The sequence below is a fragment of the Nocardia amamiensis genome, assembly GCF_015477605.1.
GTDB classification, from domain to species: Bacteria; Actinomycetota; Actinomycetes; order Mycobacteriales; family Mycobacteriaceae; genus Nocardia; species Nocardia amamiensis_A.
The window spans coordinates 89,118-108,172 of record NZ_JADLQX010000016.1 but is presented as its reverse complement, the minus strand read 5'-3'; the positions used below and the strand labels follow the sequence as shown (position 1 = coordinate 108,172).

Annotated in this window: 22 protein-coding genes; 11 read left to right on the top strand and 11 right to left on the bottom strand. The window is 67.5% G+C overall.

The window, feature by feature from the left end; all coding sequences use genetic code 11:
- Positions 1–141: 141 nt before the first annotated feature.
- Positions 142–810, top strand: coding sequence for an L-2-amino-thiazoline-4-carboxylic acid hydrolase (locus IU459_RS21730; protein WP_195131394.1), 669 nt, complete (start codon positions 142–144; stop codon positions 808–810).
- Positions 811–855: 45 nt separating this feature from the next.
- On the opposite strand, the gene IU459_RS21725 is transcribed toward IU459_RS21730, so the two are convergent.
- Positions 856–1,350, bottom strand: coding sequence for a MarR family winged helix-turn-helix transcriptional regulator (locus IU459_RS21725; RefSeq protein ID WP_195131393.1), 495 nt, complete (start codon positions 1,348–1,350; stop codon positions 856–858).
- 110 nt (positions 1,351–1,460) lie between these two features.
- Between IU459_RS21725 and IU459_RS21720 the strand changes: the two genes are divergently transcribed.
- Entirely contained in the window at positions 1,461–2,102 is a 642-nt protein-coding gene (locus IU459_RS21720) for an NAD(P)-dependent oxidoreductase (protein ID WP_195131392.1), read from the top strand.
- Positions 2,103–2,126: 24 nt separating this feature from the next.
- Here the strand turns inward: IU459_RS21720 and IU459_RS21715 are convergent, their stop codons facing one another.
- Entirely contained in the window at positions 2,127–3,011 is an 885-nt protein-coding gene (locus IU459_RS21715) for an amidohydrolase family protein (protein ID WP_195131391.1), read from the bottom strand.
- Entirely contained in the window at positions 3,008–4,060 is a 1,053-nt protein-coding gene (locus tag IU459_RS21710; RefSeq protein ID WP_195131390.1) for a nucleoside hydrolase, read from the bottom strand. Before IU459_RS21710 ends, IU459_RS21715 begins: the two co-directional genes overlap by 4 nt.
- A 116-nt stretch (positions 4,061–4,176) precedes the next feature.
- Between IU459_RS21710 and IU459_RS21705 the strand changes: the two genes are divergently transcribed.
- Complete coding sequence (locus IU459_RS21705) at positions 4,177–4,746, top strand: TetR/AcrR family transcriptional regulator (RefSeq protein ID WP_195131389.1); 570 nt, start codon at positions 4,177–4,179, stop codon at positions 4,744–4,746.
- 80 nt (positions 4,747–4,826) lie between these two features.
- Here the strand turns inward: IU459_RS21705 and IU459_RS21700 are convergent, their stop codons facing one another.
- From IU459_RS21700 to IU459_RS21690, 3 genes are read right to left on the bottom strand one after another with little or no spacing between them, the layout of a single operon-like run.
- Entirely contained in the window at positions 4,827–5,681 is an 855-nt protein-coding gene (locus IU459_RS21700; RefSeq protein WP_195131388.1) for a helix-turn-helix domain-containing protein, read from the bottom strand.
- Positions 5,662–6,180 (bottom strand): DUF6879 family protein, encoded by a 519-nt coding sequence (locus tag IU459_RS21695; RefSeq protein ID WP_195131387.1) that lies wholly within the window; start codon positions 6,178–6,180, stop codon positions 5,662–5,664. The genes IU459_RS21700 and IU459_RS21695 overlap by 20 nt, the downstream gene beginning before the upstream one ends.
- Complete coding sequence (locus tag IU459_RS21690; RefSeq protein WP_195131482.1) at positions 6,164–6,382, bottom strand: hypothetical protein; 219 nt, start codon at positions 6,380–6,382, stop codon at positions 6,164–6,166. Before IU459_RS21690 ends, IU459_RS21695 begins: the two co-directional genes overlap by 17 nt.
- A 306-nt stretch (positions 6,383–6,688) precedes the next feature.
- Here IU459_RS21690 and IU459_RS21685 point away from each other — a divergent pair, with 306 nt between their 5' ends.
- From IU459_RS21685 to IU459_RS21665, 5 genes are all read left to right on the top strand, one after another.
- On the top strand, positions 6,689–6,997 hold the full coding sequence (locus IU459_RS21685) for a hypothetical protein (RefSeq protein ID WP_195131386.1): 309 nt from the start codon (positions 6,689–6,691) through the stop codon (positions 6,995–6,997).
- Entirely contained in the window at positions 6,994–7,164 is a 171-nt protein-coding gene (locus IU459_RS21680) for a hypothetical protein (protein ID WP_195131385.1), read from the top strand. The genes IU459_RS21685 and IU459_RS21680 overlap by 4 nt, the downstream gene beginning before the upstream one ends.
- Positions 7,161–7,349, top strand: coding sequence for a hypothetical protein (locus IU459_RS21675; protein WP_195131384.1), 189 nt, complete (start codon positions 7,161–7,163; stop codon positions 7,347–7,349). Before IU459_RS21680 ends, IU459_RS21675 begins: the two co-directional genes overlap by 4 nt.
- On the top strand, positions 7,336–7,593 hold the full coding sequence (locus tag IU459_RS21670; protein ID WP_195131383.1) for a hypothetical protein: 258 nt from the start codon (positions 7,336–7,338) through the stop codon (positions 7,591–7,593). Before IU459_RS21675 ends, IU459_RS21670 begins: the two co-directional genes overlap by 14 nt.
- A 410-nt stretch (positions 7,594–8,003) precedes the next feature.
- Entirely contained in the window at positions 8,004–8,864 is an 861-nt protein-coding gene (locus IU459_RS21665; protein ID WP_195131382.1) for a WD40 repeat domain-containing protein, read from the top strand.
- Positions 8,865–9,036: 172 nt separating this feature from the next.
- On the opposite strand, the gene IU459_RS21660 is transcribed toward IU459_RS21665, so the two are convergent.
- On the bottom strand, positions 9,037–10,620 hold the full coding sequence (locus tag IU459_RS21660) for an MFS transporter (RefSeq protein WP_195131381.1): 1,584 nt from the start codon (positions 10,618–10,620) through the stop codon (positions 9,037–9,039).
- 86 nt (positions 10,621–10,706) lie between these two features.
- A complete protein-coding gene (locus IU459_RS21655; RefSeq protein ID WP_195131380.1) occupies positions 10,707–12,047 on the bottom strand; it encodes a CoA transferase in 1,341 nt (446 codons plus the stop codon).
- A gap of 595 nt (positions 12,048–12,642) precedes the next feature.
- Here IU459_RS21655 and IU459_RS21650 point away from each other — a divergent pair.
- Positions 12,643–13,188, top strand: a complete 546-nt coding sequence (locus IU459_RS21650; RefSeq protein ID WP_195131379.1) for a hypothetical protein — start codon at positions 12,643–12,645, stop codon at positions 13,186–13,188.
- 191 nt (positions 13,189–13,379) lie between these two features.
- On the opposite strand, the gene IU459_RS21645 is transcribed toward IU459_RS21650, so the two are convergent.
- A complete protein-coding gene (locus IU459_RS21645) occupies positions 13,380–13,577 on the bottom strand; it encodes a hypothetical protein (protein ID WP_195131378.1) in 198 nt (65 codons plus the stop codon).
- A 285-nt stretch (positions 13,578–13,862) separates the two neighbouring features.
- Here IU459_RS21645 and IU459_RS21640 point away from each other — a divergent pair, with 285 nt between their 5' ends.
- Positions 13,863–16,229 (top strand): hypothetical protein, encoded by a 2,367-nt coding sequence (locus tag IU459_RS21640; RefSeq protein ID WP_195131377.1) that lies wholly within the window; start codon positions 13,863–13,865, stop codon positions 16,227–16,229.
- Between the two features lie 103 nt (positions 16,230–16,332).
- Positions 16,333–17,094 (top strand): thioesterase II family protein, encoded by a 762-nt coding sequence (locus IU459_RS21635; protein WP_195131376.1) that lies wholly within the window; start codon positions 16,333–16,335, stop codon positions 17,092–17,094.
- Positions 17,095–17,125: 31 nt separating this feature from the next.
- On the opposite strand, the gene IU459_RS21630 is transcribed toward IU459_RS21635, so the two are convergent.
- On the bottom strand, positions 17,126–17,497 hold the full coding sequence (locus IU459_RS21630) for a DUF2784 domain-containing protein (protein ID WP_195131375.1): 372 nt from the start codon (positions 17,495–17,497) through the stop codon (positions 17,126–17,128).
- Positions 17,498–17,558: 61 nt separating this feature from the next.
- A complete protein-coding gene (locus tag IU459_RS21625; protein ID WP_195131374.1) occupies positions 17,559–18,989 on the bottom strand; it encodes an SDR family NAD(P)-dependent oxidoreductase in 1,431 nt (476 codons plus the stop codon).
- Positions 18,990–19,055: the final 66 nt, after the last annotated feature.

The following is a 19,055-nucleotide window of genomic DNA, read 5'->3' as shown; positions in this document are numbered from 1 at the left end:
GGTACGAATCAATCAGATCGTCAGCGCCAGGTAGGTCGGTGGAGCGCGTTGGCGTGCTCGTCGGTGGCGGGCACGGCCGACTCCGCCCTCGGTGGTGTGGCTGTGTTTCGAGACCGGCGAAAGTCTCGAAAGGACACCCTTGTGCACACCGGCCATTACGACCTCGGCGACGACTACATCCCCGATGCCTCCGGCGATGCCGACGCGATCATCGATGCCTTCTTCGATGACATCGCGGCAACCGTACGCGAGTACGACCTCGACTCCGGCCTCATCGCCGAAATGCGTTCGCGTCTCGATGAATCCGTTGACGCCAACCGGCACCGCATCGTCGACGAACCTGCCGCCCACAATCTGCGCATGACTCTCGCGCTCGTGGTGGCCTACCGTATCCTGCGTCCGAAGTTGGGACGCACCGCGACGATCGCGGCGCTGCGCCGCGCGTTCGTCGAACCTCTCGGCGCTCCGGTGCGCGCAGGCACCCGGGCCATGCTGGACGCCGCGCCGGATCCGTTCGCCGCCATGGTCGCGGTATCGAAGGCGCGAGAGCGCTACGCCTTCGGCGATGGATTCACCTTCGTGCGGCCTGCGGATGACGACCACGCCTACCACGTGGATGTCACGCGCTGCTTCTATCACGAAGTGCTCGTCGCGCACTCGGCGGCGGAATTGACGCCGGTGATGTGCGAGTTCGACGCGAATTGGATCGAGGCTATCGACCCGGCTCGGCACCGGTTCAGCTTCGAACGGCCGACCACCATCGGCAGAGGTGGCTCGCACTGTCCTTTCCATTTCCATCGGACGCCTTGAAACGGTTGCGAGTTGGCGCAGCGTAGTACCACACCTGCCTGCCGCTCAAAGGGAGTCGCCGAGCGATTCGAGCAACGCGCGCAACATGCCCGCCAGCTGCTCGCGTTGCTCGGCGCTGAGTGGTTCGAGCAGACGCCGCTCGGTCGCCACATGATCCGGTAGTGCCGCGTCGATGAGTTCGTGGCCCGCGGCGGTGAGCGTGACGCGGATTCCCCGCCCGTCGAATTCGCTGCGCGAGCGGCGCACCAGTCCGCGCTCTTCGAGTCGATCCAGTCGCTGGGTGATGGCGCCGGAGGTGACCATGGCGGCGCGCATCAGCTCGGTCGGGGTCAGGCAGTGCGGCGGGTCGGCGCGGCGCAGAGTGGCCAGCACATCGAAGGACGCGGCGTCCAGACCGTGCGCGGCGAAAGTCTTGCGCAGTTCGGCCCAGGTCAGCTGGGACAGCCTGGTCAGGCGTCCCAGTACGGCCATGGGTGAGACGTCCAGGTCAGGACGCTGCGCCTGCCACTGTGCGAGCACCCGGTCGACATGATCGGTCACCACCGCACTCTAACGAATAGCTCAGCGGTGAGTTATCTCATAGCGCTGTTAGCTCACCGCTAAGCTATGTTCCTTAGAGCTAAGTATTGGACGGAAGGGGGTGCCAAATCATGCGTATTACGGTGTTCGGTGCGGCAGGTGACGTGGGGCGCCGGGTGGTGGCCGAGGCGTTGGCACGCGAGCATGAGGTCACCGCCGTGGTTCGTGATCCGGCTCGTGCGACCACCGTTCCCGCGGAGGCGCTGGTCCGGCAAGGCGACGCGTCGAGACTCGACGACGTGGTTTCGCTCAGCACCGGACAGGATCTGGTCATCACGGCGACGAGGCCCGCCCTCGGCCGCGAGCACGAACTGCCCACGGTCACGTCGGTGCTGCTCGCTGGGCTGGCGCGCACCGGCGTCCGGTTGCTCGTCGTCGGCGGCGCCGCCACCCTGACCGTGCCGGGAGCGGGTGATGTGACCCTGCACGAAACACCGGACTTCCCAGCGGAATTGCGCGGTATCGCCCAGGCGTGCGCCGATCAGCTCGCGCTGTGCCGGGCCGATACCGCCGCGGACTGGACCTACCTGAGCCCGCCCGCCGAACTGGTGCCAGGCGAGCGAACCGGGACCTACCGTCTGGGTACGGACGAATTGCTGGCGCGTGCGGACGGCCTCTCCGCGATTTCCATGGAGGACTTCGCGGTCGCGCTTCTCGATGAGGCGGAACGGCCCGCCCATCGGCGCACCCGGTTCACAGTCGTCGCAGCCTGATCGGCATTTCGGCGTCGAACCGGGTCATTCGATGCCGAACAACGTCGCCGCGTTGTGATAGCAGACCTGACGCAGCCAGTCGTCGCCGAGGTCGAGCCGCTCCAGCGCGTGGACCGAATGGCCGTAGGAGTGCGGAATATTCGGGAAATCGCTGCCGAAGAGGATGCGGTCGGCGAGGGATCGCAGTCTGCTGTGCTCGCCGATCGGGTAGGGGGCGTCGGCCTCGGAGAAATCGGTCCACACCATGGTGGTGTCGAGCCGGAGGTTCGGGTAGGCCTCGGCAAGGTCGAGGAATTCGGAGTACTCGGGCGTGCCCATGTGCGCGATGATCAGCGGGAGGCGTGGAAAGCGCTGCAGCACACCGGCAATCGGCTCCGTTCCGGTGTGCGTTCCCGGCGCCGGTCCGGAACCGCAATGGATCACGATCGGGATCTGTGCGTCCTCCAGCAGGCCCCAAACCGGTTCCAAGAGCGGGTCTCCAGGATGGTAGTCACCGACTTGGACGTGCGCTTTGAAGACGCGGGCTCCGTCCTGCACGGCCGCGGCGACGTAGCTCTCGGCCTCCGGCTCGGGGAAGAACGTCGCGGTGTGCAGGCAATCCGGGGTGCGCGCCGCGAAGTCGGCGGTCCATTCGTTGAGCCATGCGGCCATGTTCGGCTTGTGTGGGTACACCAGCGCGGTGAAGGCTCGGACGCCGAAATCGCGCAAAGTCTTCAACCGGACCTGTTCGTCGGCGCGGTAAGCGATCGGCCAGGCGCGGCCGATCAGCGGACCGGCCGAGTCGAAGTATGCCCACACCTTCCGCAGCACCTGGTCGGGCATGAAATGGGTATGGACGTCGATTATTCCGGGCAGTCCGAGCTCGGTGCGGAAGGCGGACAGGTAATCGGTGTCGTCGGCGCCGGTCACCGAACCTCCTGGGCGGCGGGCGGGTGGACCGTCCGTGCGAAATCGCCGATCCGGGTGATCATCCGTTCGAAGAAGAGCTCCGGGTCGGTGCCGATCACGATGTCGGCGTTCGGTTCGCGTCCCCACATGCCCGTCCAGTCGGCGACCGTGGTCGCGCGGGTGATGGTGCCGGCCAACTCCACGTCCACCGTCGCGGGCCGGGTGCGGGCGAGCGACGGATCCAGCGCTACCGCGGCCGCGAACGGATCGTGCATGTGAGCGAGGTAGCCCAGGTCGTAGCCGTCGTGGAAGTCGAAGTAGAACCGCACCGCGTCGGTGACGTGCCGGACTATCGGATTGCTCGCGACCGAGCGGGACCCGGGTGGTTCTGCGGACGAGACGTGTTCCAGCGGAAAGCTTTTCGCGCGCTCGGCGAGACGGACCAGGTGCTCGGGTCGCATCTCGATGGTCTCGGTGACGTCGAGCGCGCAGACGATCGGCCTGCGGTCCGCCGGCGCCGCGGCGAAGGCGTCGAAGACCTCCTTTGCGGCCTCCGGATCGACGTGCACGTTCCATTCGTTGGTCGGCGTCGTGTTGCCGGGGTGGTTGAACGCGCCGCCCATGATCACCAAGCGGTGCAGCAACAGCGGCAGCTCGGGCTCGATCCGCAGGGCGAGCGCGAGATTGGTCAGCGGCCCGGTGCAAAGCCCGACAATCTTGCCGGGATGCGCACGCGCCAGGTCGGCCCACATCTGCGCGGCCGAACGCGAGGAGAGGCGGCGTGCGGACGCGGGCAGTTCGGCGTACCCGACGCCCTGTGGCCCGTGCGTGTCCTCGGTGGTGCGCAGCGGGATCGCCAAGGGGTCGGCGGCGCCGAGCGCTACCTCGATATCGGGTGCGTGGCAGATATCCAGCCAGGCGAGATTGTTGGCCGCCACCTGCGCCGCGGGCACGTTGCCCGCGGTGGCGGCGATCCCCGCGATTTCGGCTTCGGGGGAGCCGAGCAGGTACAGCAGGGCGAGGGAATCGTCGATGCCGGTGTCGACGTCCAGGATGATCTTCTGCCGCACAGCACGAGACTATCCACCCGCAGCGCTCCCCCCGCGCCGAGGTGCCGATAGCTCGGAAGTGGCGGAATTAGTACATGCGTCTAGTACATTTGTCTAAGACATAGTAGCCTGTGGTCATGGGAAATCGCGAGGATCTATTGGCGGGAGCACGGAAAGTCATCATCGAGCGGGGCGTGGCCAAAGCCACGGCCCGTGACATCGCCTCCGCCGCCGGGGTGAGCCTGGCGGCGATCGGCTACCACTTCGGCTCGAAGGAGCAGTTGATCACCGAGGCACTGACCGACGGTCTCGGCACCGCGATCGGCGACAGCATGGAGGCGCTGATCCGCCAGGGCGGCGCTACACCGCTGGCCGCATTCGCCGCCCTGTGGAATGCGATGCCCGCCGTATTCACCGACAATCGCGACAGCATGCTGGCGAGCATGGAAAACCTGGTGCGTGTGGCGCGGTCGCCGGAATCGCGGAAATTCTTCGCCGAGACCCTGCCCGGGGCGTATCGGGACATGGCGGAGGCCCTGCGAGAGGCGCACCCGCAGTTGAGCGAGGACCAGTCCGAAGCGATTGCGGAACTGTATTTTGTACTCGTGCAGGGACTCGGCATACTGCAAACCATCGCACCAGAGGCGAAGCTTCCGGACGGGGACCGGCTGGCGCAGGCGGTAACAGCTCTGACCGCTGCCGATTAGCGGCCTTGTGGCCGATCATAGGCGGTGGTGATTTCACACGGCGGCGAACCCGCGCACGGTCTTCATGCTCGAATGTTGCCCTAGCCATTCAGCTCATCGAGCGCTTGGACAATCAAGCCGCGGGCGTCGCGGCCGTACACCGCGCTGCTCTTGAGAACCTCGAACATGCGCATGTACAAGTGACACTCGGCGGGCTGGGTTACCTGGATGTTCGCCGTGGGCGTTTCGAGTGCGACGAGATCGTCATCGAAAATCCAGAACCCTGCGGAGGCAACGGCATCCCGCTCGGTCATCAATGGAATGACACCGAGCGAGACGTTCGGGAGCGCCATCACCTCGAGCAGGCGGCCGAGTTGTCCTGCCTGCACCTCGGCGGTGCCGAACCACGTGCGGAGCGCCTGTTCCTCCAGCAGCACCACGAACCGTTTCCCGCCGCGCTGGAGTATCCGCTGCCGTTCTATCCGGACTGCCACGGCGTCTTTGACATCGTTGGGGGTGCCGAGAAACTTGATCCAGAACGACAGCATTGCCGCGGTGTATTCGGCTGTCTGGAACAGGCCGGGGATGACGTTGTGCTCGTAGATGCGGAACACTTTCGTTTTTTCGTACCGCTGCAACGTGTGGGCGCCGAGGACTCGCTTCATTCCTGCGCGGGACTGGCGACGGAACTCCAGGTAGGCGGAGTCGACCGCGCGGAGACTGGCGATCAGGTCCGGGACTTCGTCGATAGCGTCGCAGATCCGGCACCATTCGCGGATGTCCTGATCGGTTGGCTGTTGAACCCCGTTCTCGATCTTCGACACTCGGGTGTAGTGCTGGCTGGTTGCTTCGCCGAGTTGGCGGATGGTCAGCCCCGCGTCTTTGCGGAGGTCGCGGAGCCGGCCACCCAGCGCACGCCGCGCTTCATGCGCGGAGCTAGAAGGGCTGGTACTCACGGTGTGGTATCGCCACCTGCCACACCGCGTCGAATGCGCCGCGGCACAGCTGGATATCGTGCGGGTCTGTCGATGTCACTTTGTCGACACCGAGACCATTGCCTGCGTAGTGAAGGAACACCACCAATCGGTCATCCAACAGGTAGAAGTCGTTGCCGGGTATGGCGATCGACGACACTCGACTGCGCGGTACCCAACGAATATCCTCGCCGGCTTCGACCATTGGATAAGCGATGCTGTAGGACCAGCGTTGATAGTCGCTCAGTGGCTCGGAGACGATTCGAGCCCGTCGCACCGAGCGACCGGTCGCGACGTGCTTGCGCAGCGTGGCACACCAATCTTGCAGCCATTCGAGGTCGTCGGCCTCGCCTACCGCCCACTTTGCCATGTGCGGCAACTCAACTGCTGTGCCATACGCGTCTCGGGTTTCGAGATGGACAGCCGCATGCTCGAAGTCGGTCAGCAGCTGCTCGAACTCATCGTCACTGATCGAGGTCACTTTCTTCCTGCCTGAAGAACTGGACTAGCCGGTCTGGGATCTCGACGCACGTCTCGCCGTCCGGGATGTCCATCTGAGCGAGCGTGGCGGGATCAGTGATCTCCCATCCTTGCACCACCCATGAACCTGTATCGGTGCGGTACACGGTTGGTGAACCGCTTGGGTTCGACGCCGGATCCTTGCCGATGAACGTCAAACGCATGATTGGCCCCCTGCCTATCGTGTTGCGGACAGTTGCGGCCCGCTCAGTCCATCGTTCTGCCTCGCGAGCCTCGGTCAGAGAAGATGTCTCGACCATCATGCTTGCCTTACAGCACATTTCAAGTTGTTGCTGCCGGATCGGCGGTTGGTCCGCAACATTTCGCAACAAGCTTCCATCAAGCGAGGCGCGAACCTTACCGTCGACGCCAGGCCCTCGACGCCGAGGTGTTGCCGGTGGCGAAATGCAGAGCCCTCGGTGTCGGGTGCCCCATCCAATAGAACAACCACCGCGTCAAGGGGTATCGAGATGCCCGAAGAGCTTGCAGTCGTATTGATCGTCGCAGCCGCCGTCGTAGGGATGGTGCTACTTCTGTTCTGGGTGCTGCCCTGGCTGATCGACCTGGGCCGCCAGTGGCCCGAACTCCAGCACGCTGATGAAATGCCAGAACCCCTAGGCCCGCACGCCGCTCCGAGAATGCCCTACCTGGTGGACGAGGCTCACTGGGTTACCCAGGAACACATCGACTGCGACGCCCGCACCTGCGGCGCCAAGGGCGCGGCTATCGACATCCTCATCGAAGCAGGGCGCATGCGGCCCGGCAGGAGCTTCCGATGACGCCGGTCACGCACCCGGACGTGCTCGACCGGTGGCGGGCACAGCCCTGTACGAATCCGGCGATCGAGAACCTCGAGCACGCCCGGTTCGTGCTCACCTACCACGACGGCCACGGATGTGATCAGTTCCTCGCCGCGCTCGGGCGCGAATCGGTGGTGTTGCGATGAGGAAACGACTCGTCGGCGAAGGGTGTGAGGACGCCGCGGTGCCGGGTATCGACATCCGCCAGGCTCGCGGCATCATCGCGATTCACGAGCACTGCGTCCCGGACTGCCCGCGCAAGCGCACCGCGTCCGAATATCTGCGGCAGCAGGGTGTTCGCGCGGAAGACAAAACCGATGGCGCTCACTGAGCCGCAGGCGAAGGTGCTCGGCGCGATCTCGGCAACGCCGATGTCCTTCGCCGATATCCGTATCCGCACAGGGCTTTCGGAGCACACCACACGCGCCACCATGCACGCACTCGCCTACCTCGGGTGGGTCCGCCGCGCCGCCGCGTGCTGGCAGATCACCGACGAGGGACAGCGGGTGATCGGCGAGCCGCGTTACCGGGACTTCCGCCTCAACACCACTCGCCAGGAGGTCGATCTCGCCTGAAACCTATGACCGGGCACAGGGTTACGCGAGGATGTATCCATGGCTAGGCGTCGGCGGCGGGCCGGGAGGTCGTGGCGCGCCCGGTTGGGGTGGATTCTGCTCGGCTGGGCACTGTTGATGGTGTGCGTGGCATTTCCCGTATGGGCGATCGCGACCGGCGATGTCAACAAGGTAGCCGGGTGGGCGAATATCTTGGCGTTGCCCGTCTCCGCGCTGGGTCTGATGTTGCTGCTGGCCGAGGACGGATCGGCTGATGCCGGTCGAGGGAATGATCGGCGGCGACCGTGGATGGCCCCGCCACTGGACCGCATGGTGGAGCGGCCCGAGCTGGGTGGCCGGCTTGTGGCGGCACTGACCGCGCCGACGCCGGTGGAGGTGGGGTTGACCACCGGGCTGCAAGGGGCACCGAAGTGGCGGCCTTTACAGGCCGCCTCCGGGTGCACGGTTGCGTGTTCTCGCCGGACGGCAGTCTGCTCGCCACCAACGACGTCGATACGACGCGACTGCGGCACATCGTGACCGGCAGACAGCACGTACTGATCGGTCACACCGGCCGAGTGAACCGCTGTGCGTTCTCAGCCGACGGCGCCCTGCTGGCGACGGCGGGCAACGACTCCACGGCCCGGCTCTGGCTGGTCGCCGACGGCAGTCAGCGGGCAATACTGGCGGGCCATACCGGGTGGGTGAACAGCTGCAGCTTCGCCCCGGACGGGACGTTGGTCGCCACCGGCGGCAGCGACTGCACCGTGCGGCTGTGGCGGGTGGCCGACGGCAGGCAGCGCGCGGTGCTGACCGGTCACACCGGCCGCGTCAAACACTGCGCGTTTTCCCCCGACGGCGTGCTGCTCGCGACCGCGAGCAGCGATCGCACAGCCCGCTTGTGGGGGGTCTCCGACGGCACTACGCGAGCGGTGCTGGCCGGCCATGGCGATCTACTCAATGACTGCACGTTCTCACCGGACGGCACGCTGCTCGCGACGACTAGCGACGACCGGACCGTTCGCCTATGGCGGGTGTCCGACGGCACCGAGCGCGCCGTGCTCTCCGGTCATGCAAGCTGGGTGGACAAGTGCGAATTCTCTCCTGATGGCACGCTGCTCGCTACTGCGAGCAACGACGGGACTGTGCGGCTGTGGCGGATAGCCGATGCCCGCTGTCAGTGCGCCTTGCGATTCGCCGGTCCCGTGGTCGGTATCGCGTGGCATCCCAACACCACCACACTTTGTACCGTCGGTGGAGCCGGCATGTACATGCTGACCTATCAGCCATAGCTCTGGAATCGACGGCGCACCTCCAATTCCGTTCCTGCACTGCGGACACGCAACGGTGGAGACTCCGCGGTCTCCCGCGGAGGTGAGCCAGCTCGTTCCAGGCGGTCGCGTTTCCGACGTAAAGATGAGCGGCCCAACGGACCACCGCAGACGGCGATGGACTCAGGCTCGGTCAGTCGTCGCTGATTTCCCCGGCGGGGATGTGGCGCAGGCGGAGCACCGCGACCGCGGACAGCGCCAGGGCCGCTAGGGCAGCGATGGTTGCGGTGACCTGCACGCCGTGCAGGAACGCTTGGCGCGCGGCCAGCAGAACTGCCTCGCCCACTTCGCCGGGCAGTGTGGTGGCGGTGTGCGCGGCGGCGCCGAGAGTGTCGCGCACAGAACGCTCGGCCTCGGCTGGGACCCCAGCGGGGAGCGAGCCGGCGAGGTCGCCGCGGTAGAGCGCGACGCTGATGCTGCCGAGAATCGAAATGCCAAGGGCACCACCGAGTTCCGCGCCTGTTTCGGAAACTCCCGCGGCGGCGCCTGCCTGTTCCTGTGGCGCCGAGCCGACGATCAGTTCGGTGGTGATGCCGAACACCGGCGCCAGTCCCAGGGCGATGATCACCGAGGCGGCCAGCGCGAGCAGCACGTCGCCGGTCACCTCGACCTGTGTCATCAACACCAGGCCGACGGCCGAGGTGGCCAAGCCGGAGCCGATCAGGTACGCCGGGCGCACCACCCGGACGATGCGGGGCGCCAGCTGCGAGCCGACGATGAACCCGAGTCCGGACGGCGCCATCACCAAGCCCGCCGCCAGAGGTGAGAGCCCCAGCACGAGCTGGAAGTACTGGGCCACAAACAGGAAATAGCCGAACGCGACGAAGATGCCGACCACGTTGATCAGCAGCGCGATCCGGAACGTGCCCAGCCGGAACAAGCGCAGGTCGAGCATCGGGTGCGCACTGCCGAGCTGGCGGCGCACGAACACGACGCCGATGGCGAGACCGGTGACGATCGCGAGCACGGCGCCCGCGCCCGGCCCGTCCTGGGCGATCTTCTTCATGCCGAATACCAGCGCGATCATCGCGGCAACACACAGTGCGGCGCTGAGCGGATCCAATCGCCCCGCGTCCGGATCGCGGTATTCGGGAAGCACTTTCGGCCCCAAGACCAGCAGCAGCGCCATGACCGGGACCGCGAGCAGGAAGACCGACCCCCACCAGAACCGCTCCAGTAGGACGCCGCCGAACAGTGGCCCGACCGCACCACCGGCGGAGAACGCGCCGACCCACACGCCGACCGCCACCGACCGCTGCTTGGCATCGCGGAACATGCTGAACAGCAACGACAGTGTCGATGGTGCGAGCGTCGCGCCGGCGATCCCTTGCAGAGCGCGGCACGCGATCAGCAGCTCCGCGCTAGGCGCGAACGCCGCGACCACCGACACCACCGCGAACGCCGCCGCGCCCGCCATGAGCAGCCTGCGCCTGCCGATCCGGTCGCCGAGTGTGCCCATGGTGACCAGCAGCCCGGCCACCATGAACCCGTAGACGTCGATGATCCACAGCAGCTGTGAGCTGGTCGGCTGCAGTTCGGCGCTGATCATCGGCACAGCGAGGTGCAACACCGTCATGTCCATCGCGTAGACCAGGCAGGCGAGCGCGAGCACGCCGAGCCCGATCCACTCTCGCCGACCGCCGAGCGGCTCGGCGGCGCGGTCGAGCGTGGTGTCCACGGCGCGGGTTCCTTCCGAAATGGTGTCGGTGAGCGTCATGCCGGTTCAGACGACGCGAGGACAACCATTTCATCGCCCGCTGCCGGGACGCCGCAAAGTATTTTCGCGGCGCCCCGGCGGGCCTGTCAGTGCGCCGGGAGCGGCCAGGCGGGGCGATCCGCGCCGTAGGCGGGCGCGGGCCAGGCGTAATCCGGGTATTCGGCGAGGGCGGGGGGCGCGGTGACGACCTGCCCATGGCGCACCGCCTGCGCCGGGTTCGGCGCCGCGGCCTTGGGGTGACGCGGCGTGCGATCCGGCGCGTCGAGCAACCAGGACGCGGTGCGTGCCAGCGCGACGCGGACGTCCCGGCCGACACCGTCCTGGCCGCGGGCGACCAGCGCATCGATCACGCCCGCGGCGAGCAGATAGCCCGACGCGTGATCCAGCGCCTGCGCGGGCAGCGCGCCCGGTACCGCGGGGGCGCCTTCGAGGATCGAGATGCCAGAGGCGGCTTGCACGATGCTGTCGAAACCGCGGTGCCCGCCCCACGGACCCGTCTCACCCCACGCGGACACCCGCCCGTGGACCAGGCCGGGTCGGCCGGCGGCGCGCACGCCCGCGCGCTCCAGCGCGCCCGGACGGTAGCCGGTGATCAGCACATCCGCGGCGGCGATCAGTTCATCGATCCGGTGGGTGCGCAGGTCCACCAGCGTGGAGCGCTTGCCCTGGCAGGTATCCGCGTACTGCCACGGGATCTCCGGCAGCTGCGGCGGATCGACCCGCAGGACCTCGGCGCCGAGCAACGCCAGCGCTCGCGTCGCGACCGGTCCCGCGATCACCCGGGTCAGATCGAGCACCCGCAAACCCCGCAGCGGCTGCAAAGGTGCCGCACCCGACGGCAAGCCGGGTTCGCCGCGGTCTGTGCGGGGCGCGATCGCCACCACGGGGCCCGCGGCGGCGGCCTGTCCCTGCGGGCTCTCGGCCCACTCCTGCTCGGTGCGGACCCGGACCGCGATCGCGCCGTGGGCGGCGGCCCGCTCCTCCAGATCGGAGGCGCGGCTCATGGCCATCTGGGCGACGGCCAGATCGGCGGGCGCGGATTCGGGCAGGTCGAGGGTGGCGAGCAGGCGGGCGCGGTGGTGCGGATAGTTGGCGTGCGTGCGAACCCAGCCGTCGAAGGTGGGAAAGAATCCGGACAGGTCGGTGAACACCGCCGGCCCTTGGCCACCGACGCGGAGCAGTTTCTCGCTGGAGAAGGCCGCGGTGATACGGGTGGGATCGATGCGGTGCGGCACCGGATCGAGGCCACGCGCTTCGCGCATACGGTTCGCCGCGGCCGTCAGCGTCGCGACCGAACCGGCCGCCAGCGCCCAGACCGGCAATGTCGCGGCGAGATTGCTACCCGGGTCGGGCGCGGGGGAGATGGGCGAGGCGGTGACACCGATACCGGCCTCGTAGTCGCGGACGAGCCGTGCGTGCGTGTTCACTCGCTTCAGCGTAGTTGCCGCGCCGGAGAAGTCGCGGGCCGCGGTTGATCTTCGCGCGGGCTCGGGGCGGCCACGATTTCCGGGGTGCGCCGCCGATCTCAGGTGCCACCTGCGGTGTTTCGGATCGGGATGGGAACTTCACCGGTGCGCAGGTGTGCGGCGTCACTCGGCGCCGGAGTCGTAGCCGCTCGGATCCCGTAGTCATCGGCGCCGTGCCGCCGGGCGTACTCGGGCGGCGATCATGCGATCGCGGATACGTTTCGGTGGGATTGCGGAAGGAATGCCGACAAGCGGGTCGGACCGGCTCGACAGCGCATCAGGGCGTACGTCGGACAGTGGAGTTGCGTAGATGTTTCGGCACGATCGCCGACGACGACGTGAAACAAGCTGTCACGCAGGTCTTCTCGCCAGTGAGGATAGGCAGGCGACGCGCGGCGTGAATTCGGCGAATATGTCCGAGTGCTGCACCGCAGCTCACGGCGCGGAAAACAACGCGTGAATCGGATGACCTGTCCGTCACGTGCGGACATAGGGATAGAGCATGACTGGCCGTACCGCACCACCACGCGGCACCGATACCTGAGGTCGAGCGACGATGACGAACGCCTATGCCGACAGTCCGGAGTACACAGTCCCGACGACGAGGGTGAGAAGGGACCCGCCTGGGCGGGAGAGGACCCCGGCTTTCGGCAACGATATACAGCCGCGATCCGCGCTGATCCCGGACCGGGTTCGCCACGCGCCGATCAAACACGACTACGAGCTGATGGCGGTGCAGGACGCCCAGAACGCCGGATACCTGCGGGAAATCCAGGACCTCGCCGCCGAACGCGCCGCGCTCGGCGGGCGTAAAGGCCATGATCAGGCGACGCGGCTGCGCTTGGAACAGCTCGAGGCGGCGCTCGCGGCGGCCACGGCGGACGCCATCGCCGCGGGGATTCCCGCAGGCGACGTCGATCGTGCGGTGGAGTACGGACGCGCCGGGGACTACTGGGCTGATCGCCCGGCGCACCGCTATCTCGGTCGCATCGCCCAGCTGATGCACGAAATGGATTCGCGGCTCAGCGAATTGGACGATTACCGGCAGCGGGTCGCCGAACTCGAACGACGACTGGCGCGGACTCGCCTCGGCGACGCCTGATCCATCCTGTCCGCCCACTCGACCCCGGTGGGATGCGTGCCGCTCCGGCCGGGAATGCCTCATCCGTGCAGGAGACGGTGTCCGCGGAACAGCTCGACTCCGTCGAGTACGGGCGCGCGGTACCGACCGGCTCGGCGGCGCCGGTCCCGCGGGCTGTACCGACGACGGCGGGCTGATCTTGCGCGACGCCGCTACTTCGCGTTCAGCCTCAGCGACGACCACCGCGTTCTGCTGTGCGCGTGATCCGGGCGAACCATCGCGAGCACCCCACGCGAGATGGTGCGGCTGCTGACCTGATCGCCCATGATCGGGCAGATGCGCCGGATGCATGCCGATGGTGGCCGTGCCGCGGTAACCGAGGCGAGCCCGCGCAGCACCTGATCGACCATCTGCGGACTTTCACACTCTGATCGGTGCGCGCCTGTTGGCGTGGCCTGGTCGGCCCGAATCCTGTTCGCGGCTCGGCCAATCGGTTTCGACCATGTGCGAAGAGCTCACCCGGTATTTGTGATCACGCTGGTTGTATCCCTCGGGCGGCCTTTCCGCGGAACATAGCATCGCCGGACGGAACGCGCCGGTGACTCATCGATCCCGGCTGACCGATTGTCGACCGGAAAGAGCCGATTACCGTGCCGCCGAAGCCTTCCCTGACCGCTACGGATGTCGTTGCGACGGTGGGGGACACCGGAGCGCAGCATTCGTGGACTGCCTGGGAGATGGCGTTCTGGGATCCGGCGCGCTGGCCACTGCGCACACTGCTGGGCCGATGGCGTGCCTGGATCGGCGCGTCCCGCACGCGCCGACGGGTCGTGTACCTGCTCGCGTTCGTCTTCGTGCTGTTCATCTTTCCCGGCCTCCTCGGGGCCACCGCGCTGGCCTTCGCGGATGGCCAGAGCGGGGTCGGCTCCAGCATCGACGCGGTGGGCTGGATGAACGTCCGGGACTCGGCCGGTGTCCGGGTGACCGACTACCTCTTCGCGTCTAGCGGCGGCAGCGTACTCCGTCCGATCGTGACGATCGTGGTGGTCGTGATCGGCCTGGAATTCGTGGGATACATCGTGATCACGACCACCGGGGTGTGGGTGATCGGCTTTGTGATCAGCTTCCAATGGCTCGATCCGTTCGGGCGCGCGCTGACCGGAGTCGCGGACAGCGTCACCGGCCAGATCGCCACCCCGCTGCTGATGACCGTCGCGGCGGCGATCGGGGCGTTCTTCGTCGGCTGGTTCGTGGTGCGCGGATACCACGCCAAGGCCACCGCGCAGGTGGTCACCATGGTGGGGGTCGCGATACTCGGTCCGATCTTCCTCGCCGAGCCGCTGGCGGACGTGTTGTCGTCGCACGGTCTGCTGGCACAGGGCCGCGATCTGGGGATCTCGGTCGCCGCCGGGCTGAACGGCCACGCCGCGCCGGACACCGACCAGCTGATCACGACGATGCAGGGCGATCTGGCGGACAACTTCGTGCGGAAACCGGTGCAGGTGTGGAACTTCGGGCACGTGGTCGACGAGTCGCCGCGCTGCGCCGCCGCCTGGTCGGCCGGGGTGCGGTCGGGTGACGACTCCGGGGTGCTGAACGGCCTGCGTGCCTGCGGCGACGCGGCGGCCTACGCCAAGGCCGACAATCCGGGCTTCGGACAGGTCGGTTCCGGTCTGGTGCTGCTGTTCTGCGCCGCGGTCCTGCTGTGCTTCGGGGTGTATCTCGGGCTGAAGATCATTTGGGCCGCGCTGGACTCGGTCTACCACGGCTTCATGTCGATCTTCGGATTCGCGGCGGGCGGATTCGTGTACGGCCCCACACAGACCTTCCTGGTGCGCAACATCGTGGACAGCCTCGTCGCGGCCGGGCGGATGGCGGCCTACACCATCTTTCTGGGGGTCTATGTTCTGTTCCTGGGCAATCTGTTCCGCGAAGCGCGCGGACAGGTGATGATCGTGCTCGTGCTCGGCGCCATCGTCGAGGTGGTCGCCATCCTCCAGTTGAAGCGGCTCAGCGCAGGCATCAGCCGCGGCAACGACTGGATCGCCAACCGGTTCGCCCTCGCCGTGCAAGGCGCGGGCGGCGGCAAGGGTGGCGGCTCGGGCACCGCCCTGGGGATGGGCCCAGGTGGCACGTCGCATTCTCTGTCCGGCGCCGGGTTGATCGCCGGGCTCGCCGCCGTCAACACCGTCAACAACAGCCCGATCGCGGCATTGCTGCTCGGCAACAAACGCAATCCGCTCGACCCGCACGCGCGACTGCGCAATCGCGCGGAACTCGGGGGTTGGCGATCGAACGCGTTGATCAACGAACGGGGCTGGAATGTCAACTACATGCGAACCCGAGAACAGCTCATGGAGGGGGCCAGAAGTGCCGTCCGCGAGCACGGCGGGCGGCACACGCCACGCAGCGCCGCCGCGGCCATCGACCGCGTCGTCAATCGCGGTGGGGGGCTCAGTGATCTGGGCAGCGCGCTGATCGATGCCGGCTTCCGCGATCAGGGGATGGTCATCGACGCGGTCCGGGCCTACAACTACCGCCAGAACTTCGCGCCCAGCGTCTGGGACGGCGACAAGTACATCGGCGAGGCGGCGGCGTCGCTCGCGGTACTCAAGCTGGGCCGCTCACCCGCCAACATGGCCTTGTTCCAGCAGACGGCGCACCGGCTCGCGAACCGCCGCTACATCGACCATGTCGCGGAATCCGAGCTCACCCGCGAAGAACGCGCCTATCTCGAGGATTACTTCCGCGCGCCGACCCGGGACAAGATCAGGGGGATCGAGGCGCTCGCGGGAGGAAGCACGATCGCCCGGGACGCGGCGGGCAACATCGTGCAGTCGAACCCGGACTACCCGCTGCCCGTGCAGTTCGAAGGCTGGAGCCAGGAACGGGGCCAGCTGATGAACAGGTTCATCATGCCCCACCTCGCCAGCCAGTATCTGGACGCCGCCAACGCCGCCGATCTTCCTCGGGCGTCGGAACTCCTGCAGACCATGGCGAATTCGGAATACTGGACCGGCAATGTGAAGCTGACGCCATCGAAGGCGATCCCGCGGTTCTGACCAGCAGCGGTCTCCGTGCCGCCCGGCCGGGAACACGACCGGACGACTACCGTGGTCCGATCCAGGTTGACGCGGGACGGACGACGGACAAGGAGACCGAACGTTGGCTGGAGCCTTCACCGATTCGGAGTGGTTGCGGACTTTGCGATCCGAGACGGTCGCGCGTCACCGTCTGCTGTGCTTCCCACCCGGCGGCGGACCGGCCACGGCGTATCGGAATCTGGCCCTGCGATTCGGTGCGGGCGTCGCGGTGCACGCCGTGCAGTACCCCGGGCGGCAGGACCGGTTGGGCGAGGAGCCGATCACCGAACTCGGCGTGCTCGCCGACCGGATCGCCGCGGAAGTTCTGGCGCAGGGAGTAGTCGACCGGCTGTCGTTGTTCGGCCACAGCATGGGCGCGACCGTGGCGTTCGAGACCGCGCGCAGGCTCGAACGCGGCGGGCGGCCGATCGTCACGCTGTTCGTCTCCGGCCGTCCGGCACCGACGTTCGAGGAGACGAAGCGACTGCACCTGGCCTCCGACGACGAACTCATCGGCGACCTGATCCGGTTGGCCGCCGATCCCGCGCCACTCGAGATGTTGCGCGCGGAACCCGGTCTCGCCGAACTCGTCCTGCCCGCGGTACGCGCCGATTACCAGGCGGTGGAGACCTATCGCTATCGGCCGGGCGATCCGCTGCGCGCCGATATCGCGGCACTGGTCAGCACCGGGGACCCGACCATGCGGCCCGAGCAGGCCGACGAATGGCGGGCGCACACCAGCGGTGGCTTCGATCGGGCGACATTTCCCGGCGGGCATTTCTACCTCGACGAGCGCACCGCGGAGGTCGCCGACTTCGTCGGGCGCCGTCTCGCGCACGCCTGAAGGAGCGGCGGACGTTCGCACTGCGGAGAGTTCAGCGGACGGCGACCGACCGCTGCCGCCGGATCGATACGCAGCCGATCCACGAGACCACCACCAGCACGGCGGCCAGCGACCGCACCGGCCCGAGCGCGTCCTCAGGGTAGAGCACGCCCGTTATGTAGTGGTCGATGAATCCGCTCGACGGCAGCCGCGCCCGGCCCGCGCGTTCGCGCGCCCAGTTCTCCACTTGGGTCAGCGGGCATTCGAGCCCGAATACGATCGTGCTGAATCCCCACCCGGCAGTGACGAGATGCAGCCAGATCGTGCGCGGGAAGCGCCACGCGAGGAATCCGCCGACCACCACGTAGGCCACGAAGGCGAAATGCGCGGCGGCCGTGGCGTCGGCCAGCAGCCGGTACAGCACGTCTCCAGGATATCCCTCGCTGACTGTCGACGGTCCCGTACGACCGCTGGCGCAACCGGTTTCACCAGGGAGAAGGCTGATAGTCCTTGAGGAAGCAGCCGTACAGGTCGGTGCCGTTCTCGCCCTGCACGATCGGGTCGTAGACGCGCGCCGCGCCGTCGACCAGGTCCAGTGGCGCGTGGAAACCCTCTTCGGCGAGGCGGATTTTCGTGTAGTGCGGGCGCTCGTCGGTGATCCAGCCGGTGTCGACGGCGGTCATCAGGATGCCGTCGTTCTCGAACATCTCCCGAGCGCTGGTGCGGGTCAGCATGTTCAGTGCGGCCTTGGCCATGTTGGTGTGCGGGTGCCCAGGCCCTTTGTAGGCGCGGGAGAACTGCCCCTCCATGGCCGACACGTTCACCACGTACTTGCGCCGCGCCGCCGCGGCGGCCATCGCCGGGCGCAGACGGGAGACCAGGATGAACGGCGCGACCGAGTTGCACAGCTGCACTTCGAGCAGTTCGGTCGGATCCACCTCGGCGACCGTCTGCACCCAGCTGTTGGTGTGCGCGAGGTCCGGCACCAGGCCGCCCGCATCGATCGCCACGCCACGCGAAATGCGTTCCGGCGTTGCCGATCCGGCGACCAGTGCCAGCTCGGCGACGTCGGCGGCGGACAACGACGGAGTCAGCGAGGCGGTCAGAGCGGTGGGGTGGGCCTGCATGGTCTTGCCGAAACTCACCACGTCCGGCAGCGCGCCCGCGGGCAGCGGTCCGGACTCGGCATCGACCAGCGCGCTGTAGGCCCCGGCAGATCGGCGCACGGTCTGCGCCGCGTTGTTGATCAGGATGTCCAACGGCCCCTGCGCGGCGACATCGTCGGCCAGGGCGACCACCTGGGCCGGATCGCGCAGGTCGATGCCGACGATGCGCAGGCGATGCAGCCAGTCCGCGCTGTCGTCCATCGCGGTGAAACGCCGGATGGCGTCGTTGGGGAAACGGGTGGTGATGGTGGTGTGCGCGCCGTCGCGCAGCAGTCGCAGCGCGATGTACATGCCGATCTTGGCGCGGCCGCCGGTGAGCAGTGCGCGGCGCCCGGTGAGATCGGTGCGGGCATCGCGCTTGGCGTGGCTGCTCGCCGCGCAATCCGGGCACAGCTGGTGATAGAACGCGTCGACCCGGGTGTAGCGCTGCTTGCAGATGTAGCAGGGACGCGGGCGGATCAGCGTGCCCGCGCTGGCGGCGGTCGCGGTCGAGCTGATCGGGATGCCCGCGGTCTCGTCATCGATCCGGTTCGGCGAGCCGGTCGCGGTGGCCGCGACCACCGCCTGGTCGGCGGCCGAGACGGCCTCGCGCGCCGCGGACCTGCGCCGCTGCTTGAGCTTCTTGAACATGTGCCCGACCGCGCGCTGCACCGTCACCGAGTCGGGATGATCCTTCTCCAGCGTTCCGGCCTGCTCCAGGACCCGCAGACAGGTCGCGAGGTCGTCGGGATCGATCATGCTTTCGGCCATCGCGGCGGGAGACATCCTTCGTGAGCTGGGCAAGCGACCGGCCCATTGTCGCAAACCCGCCCGCGG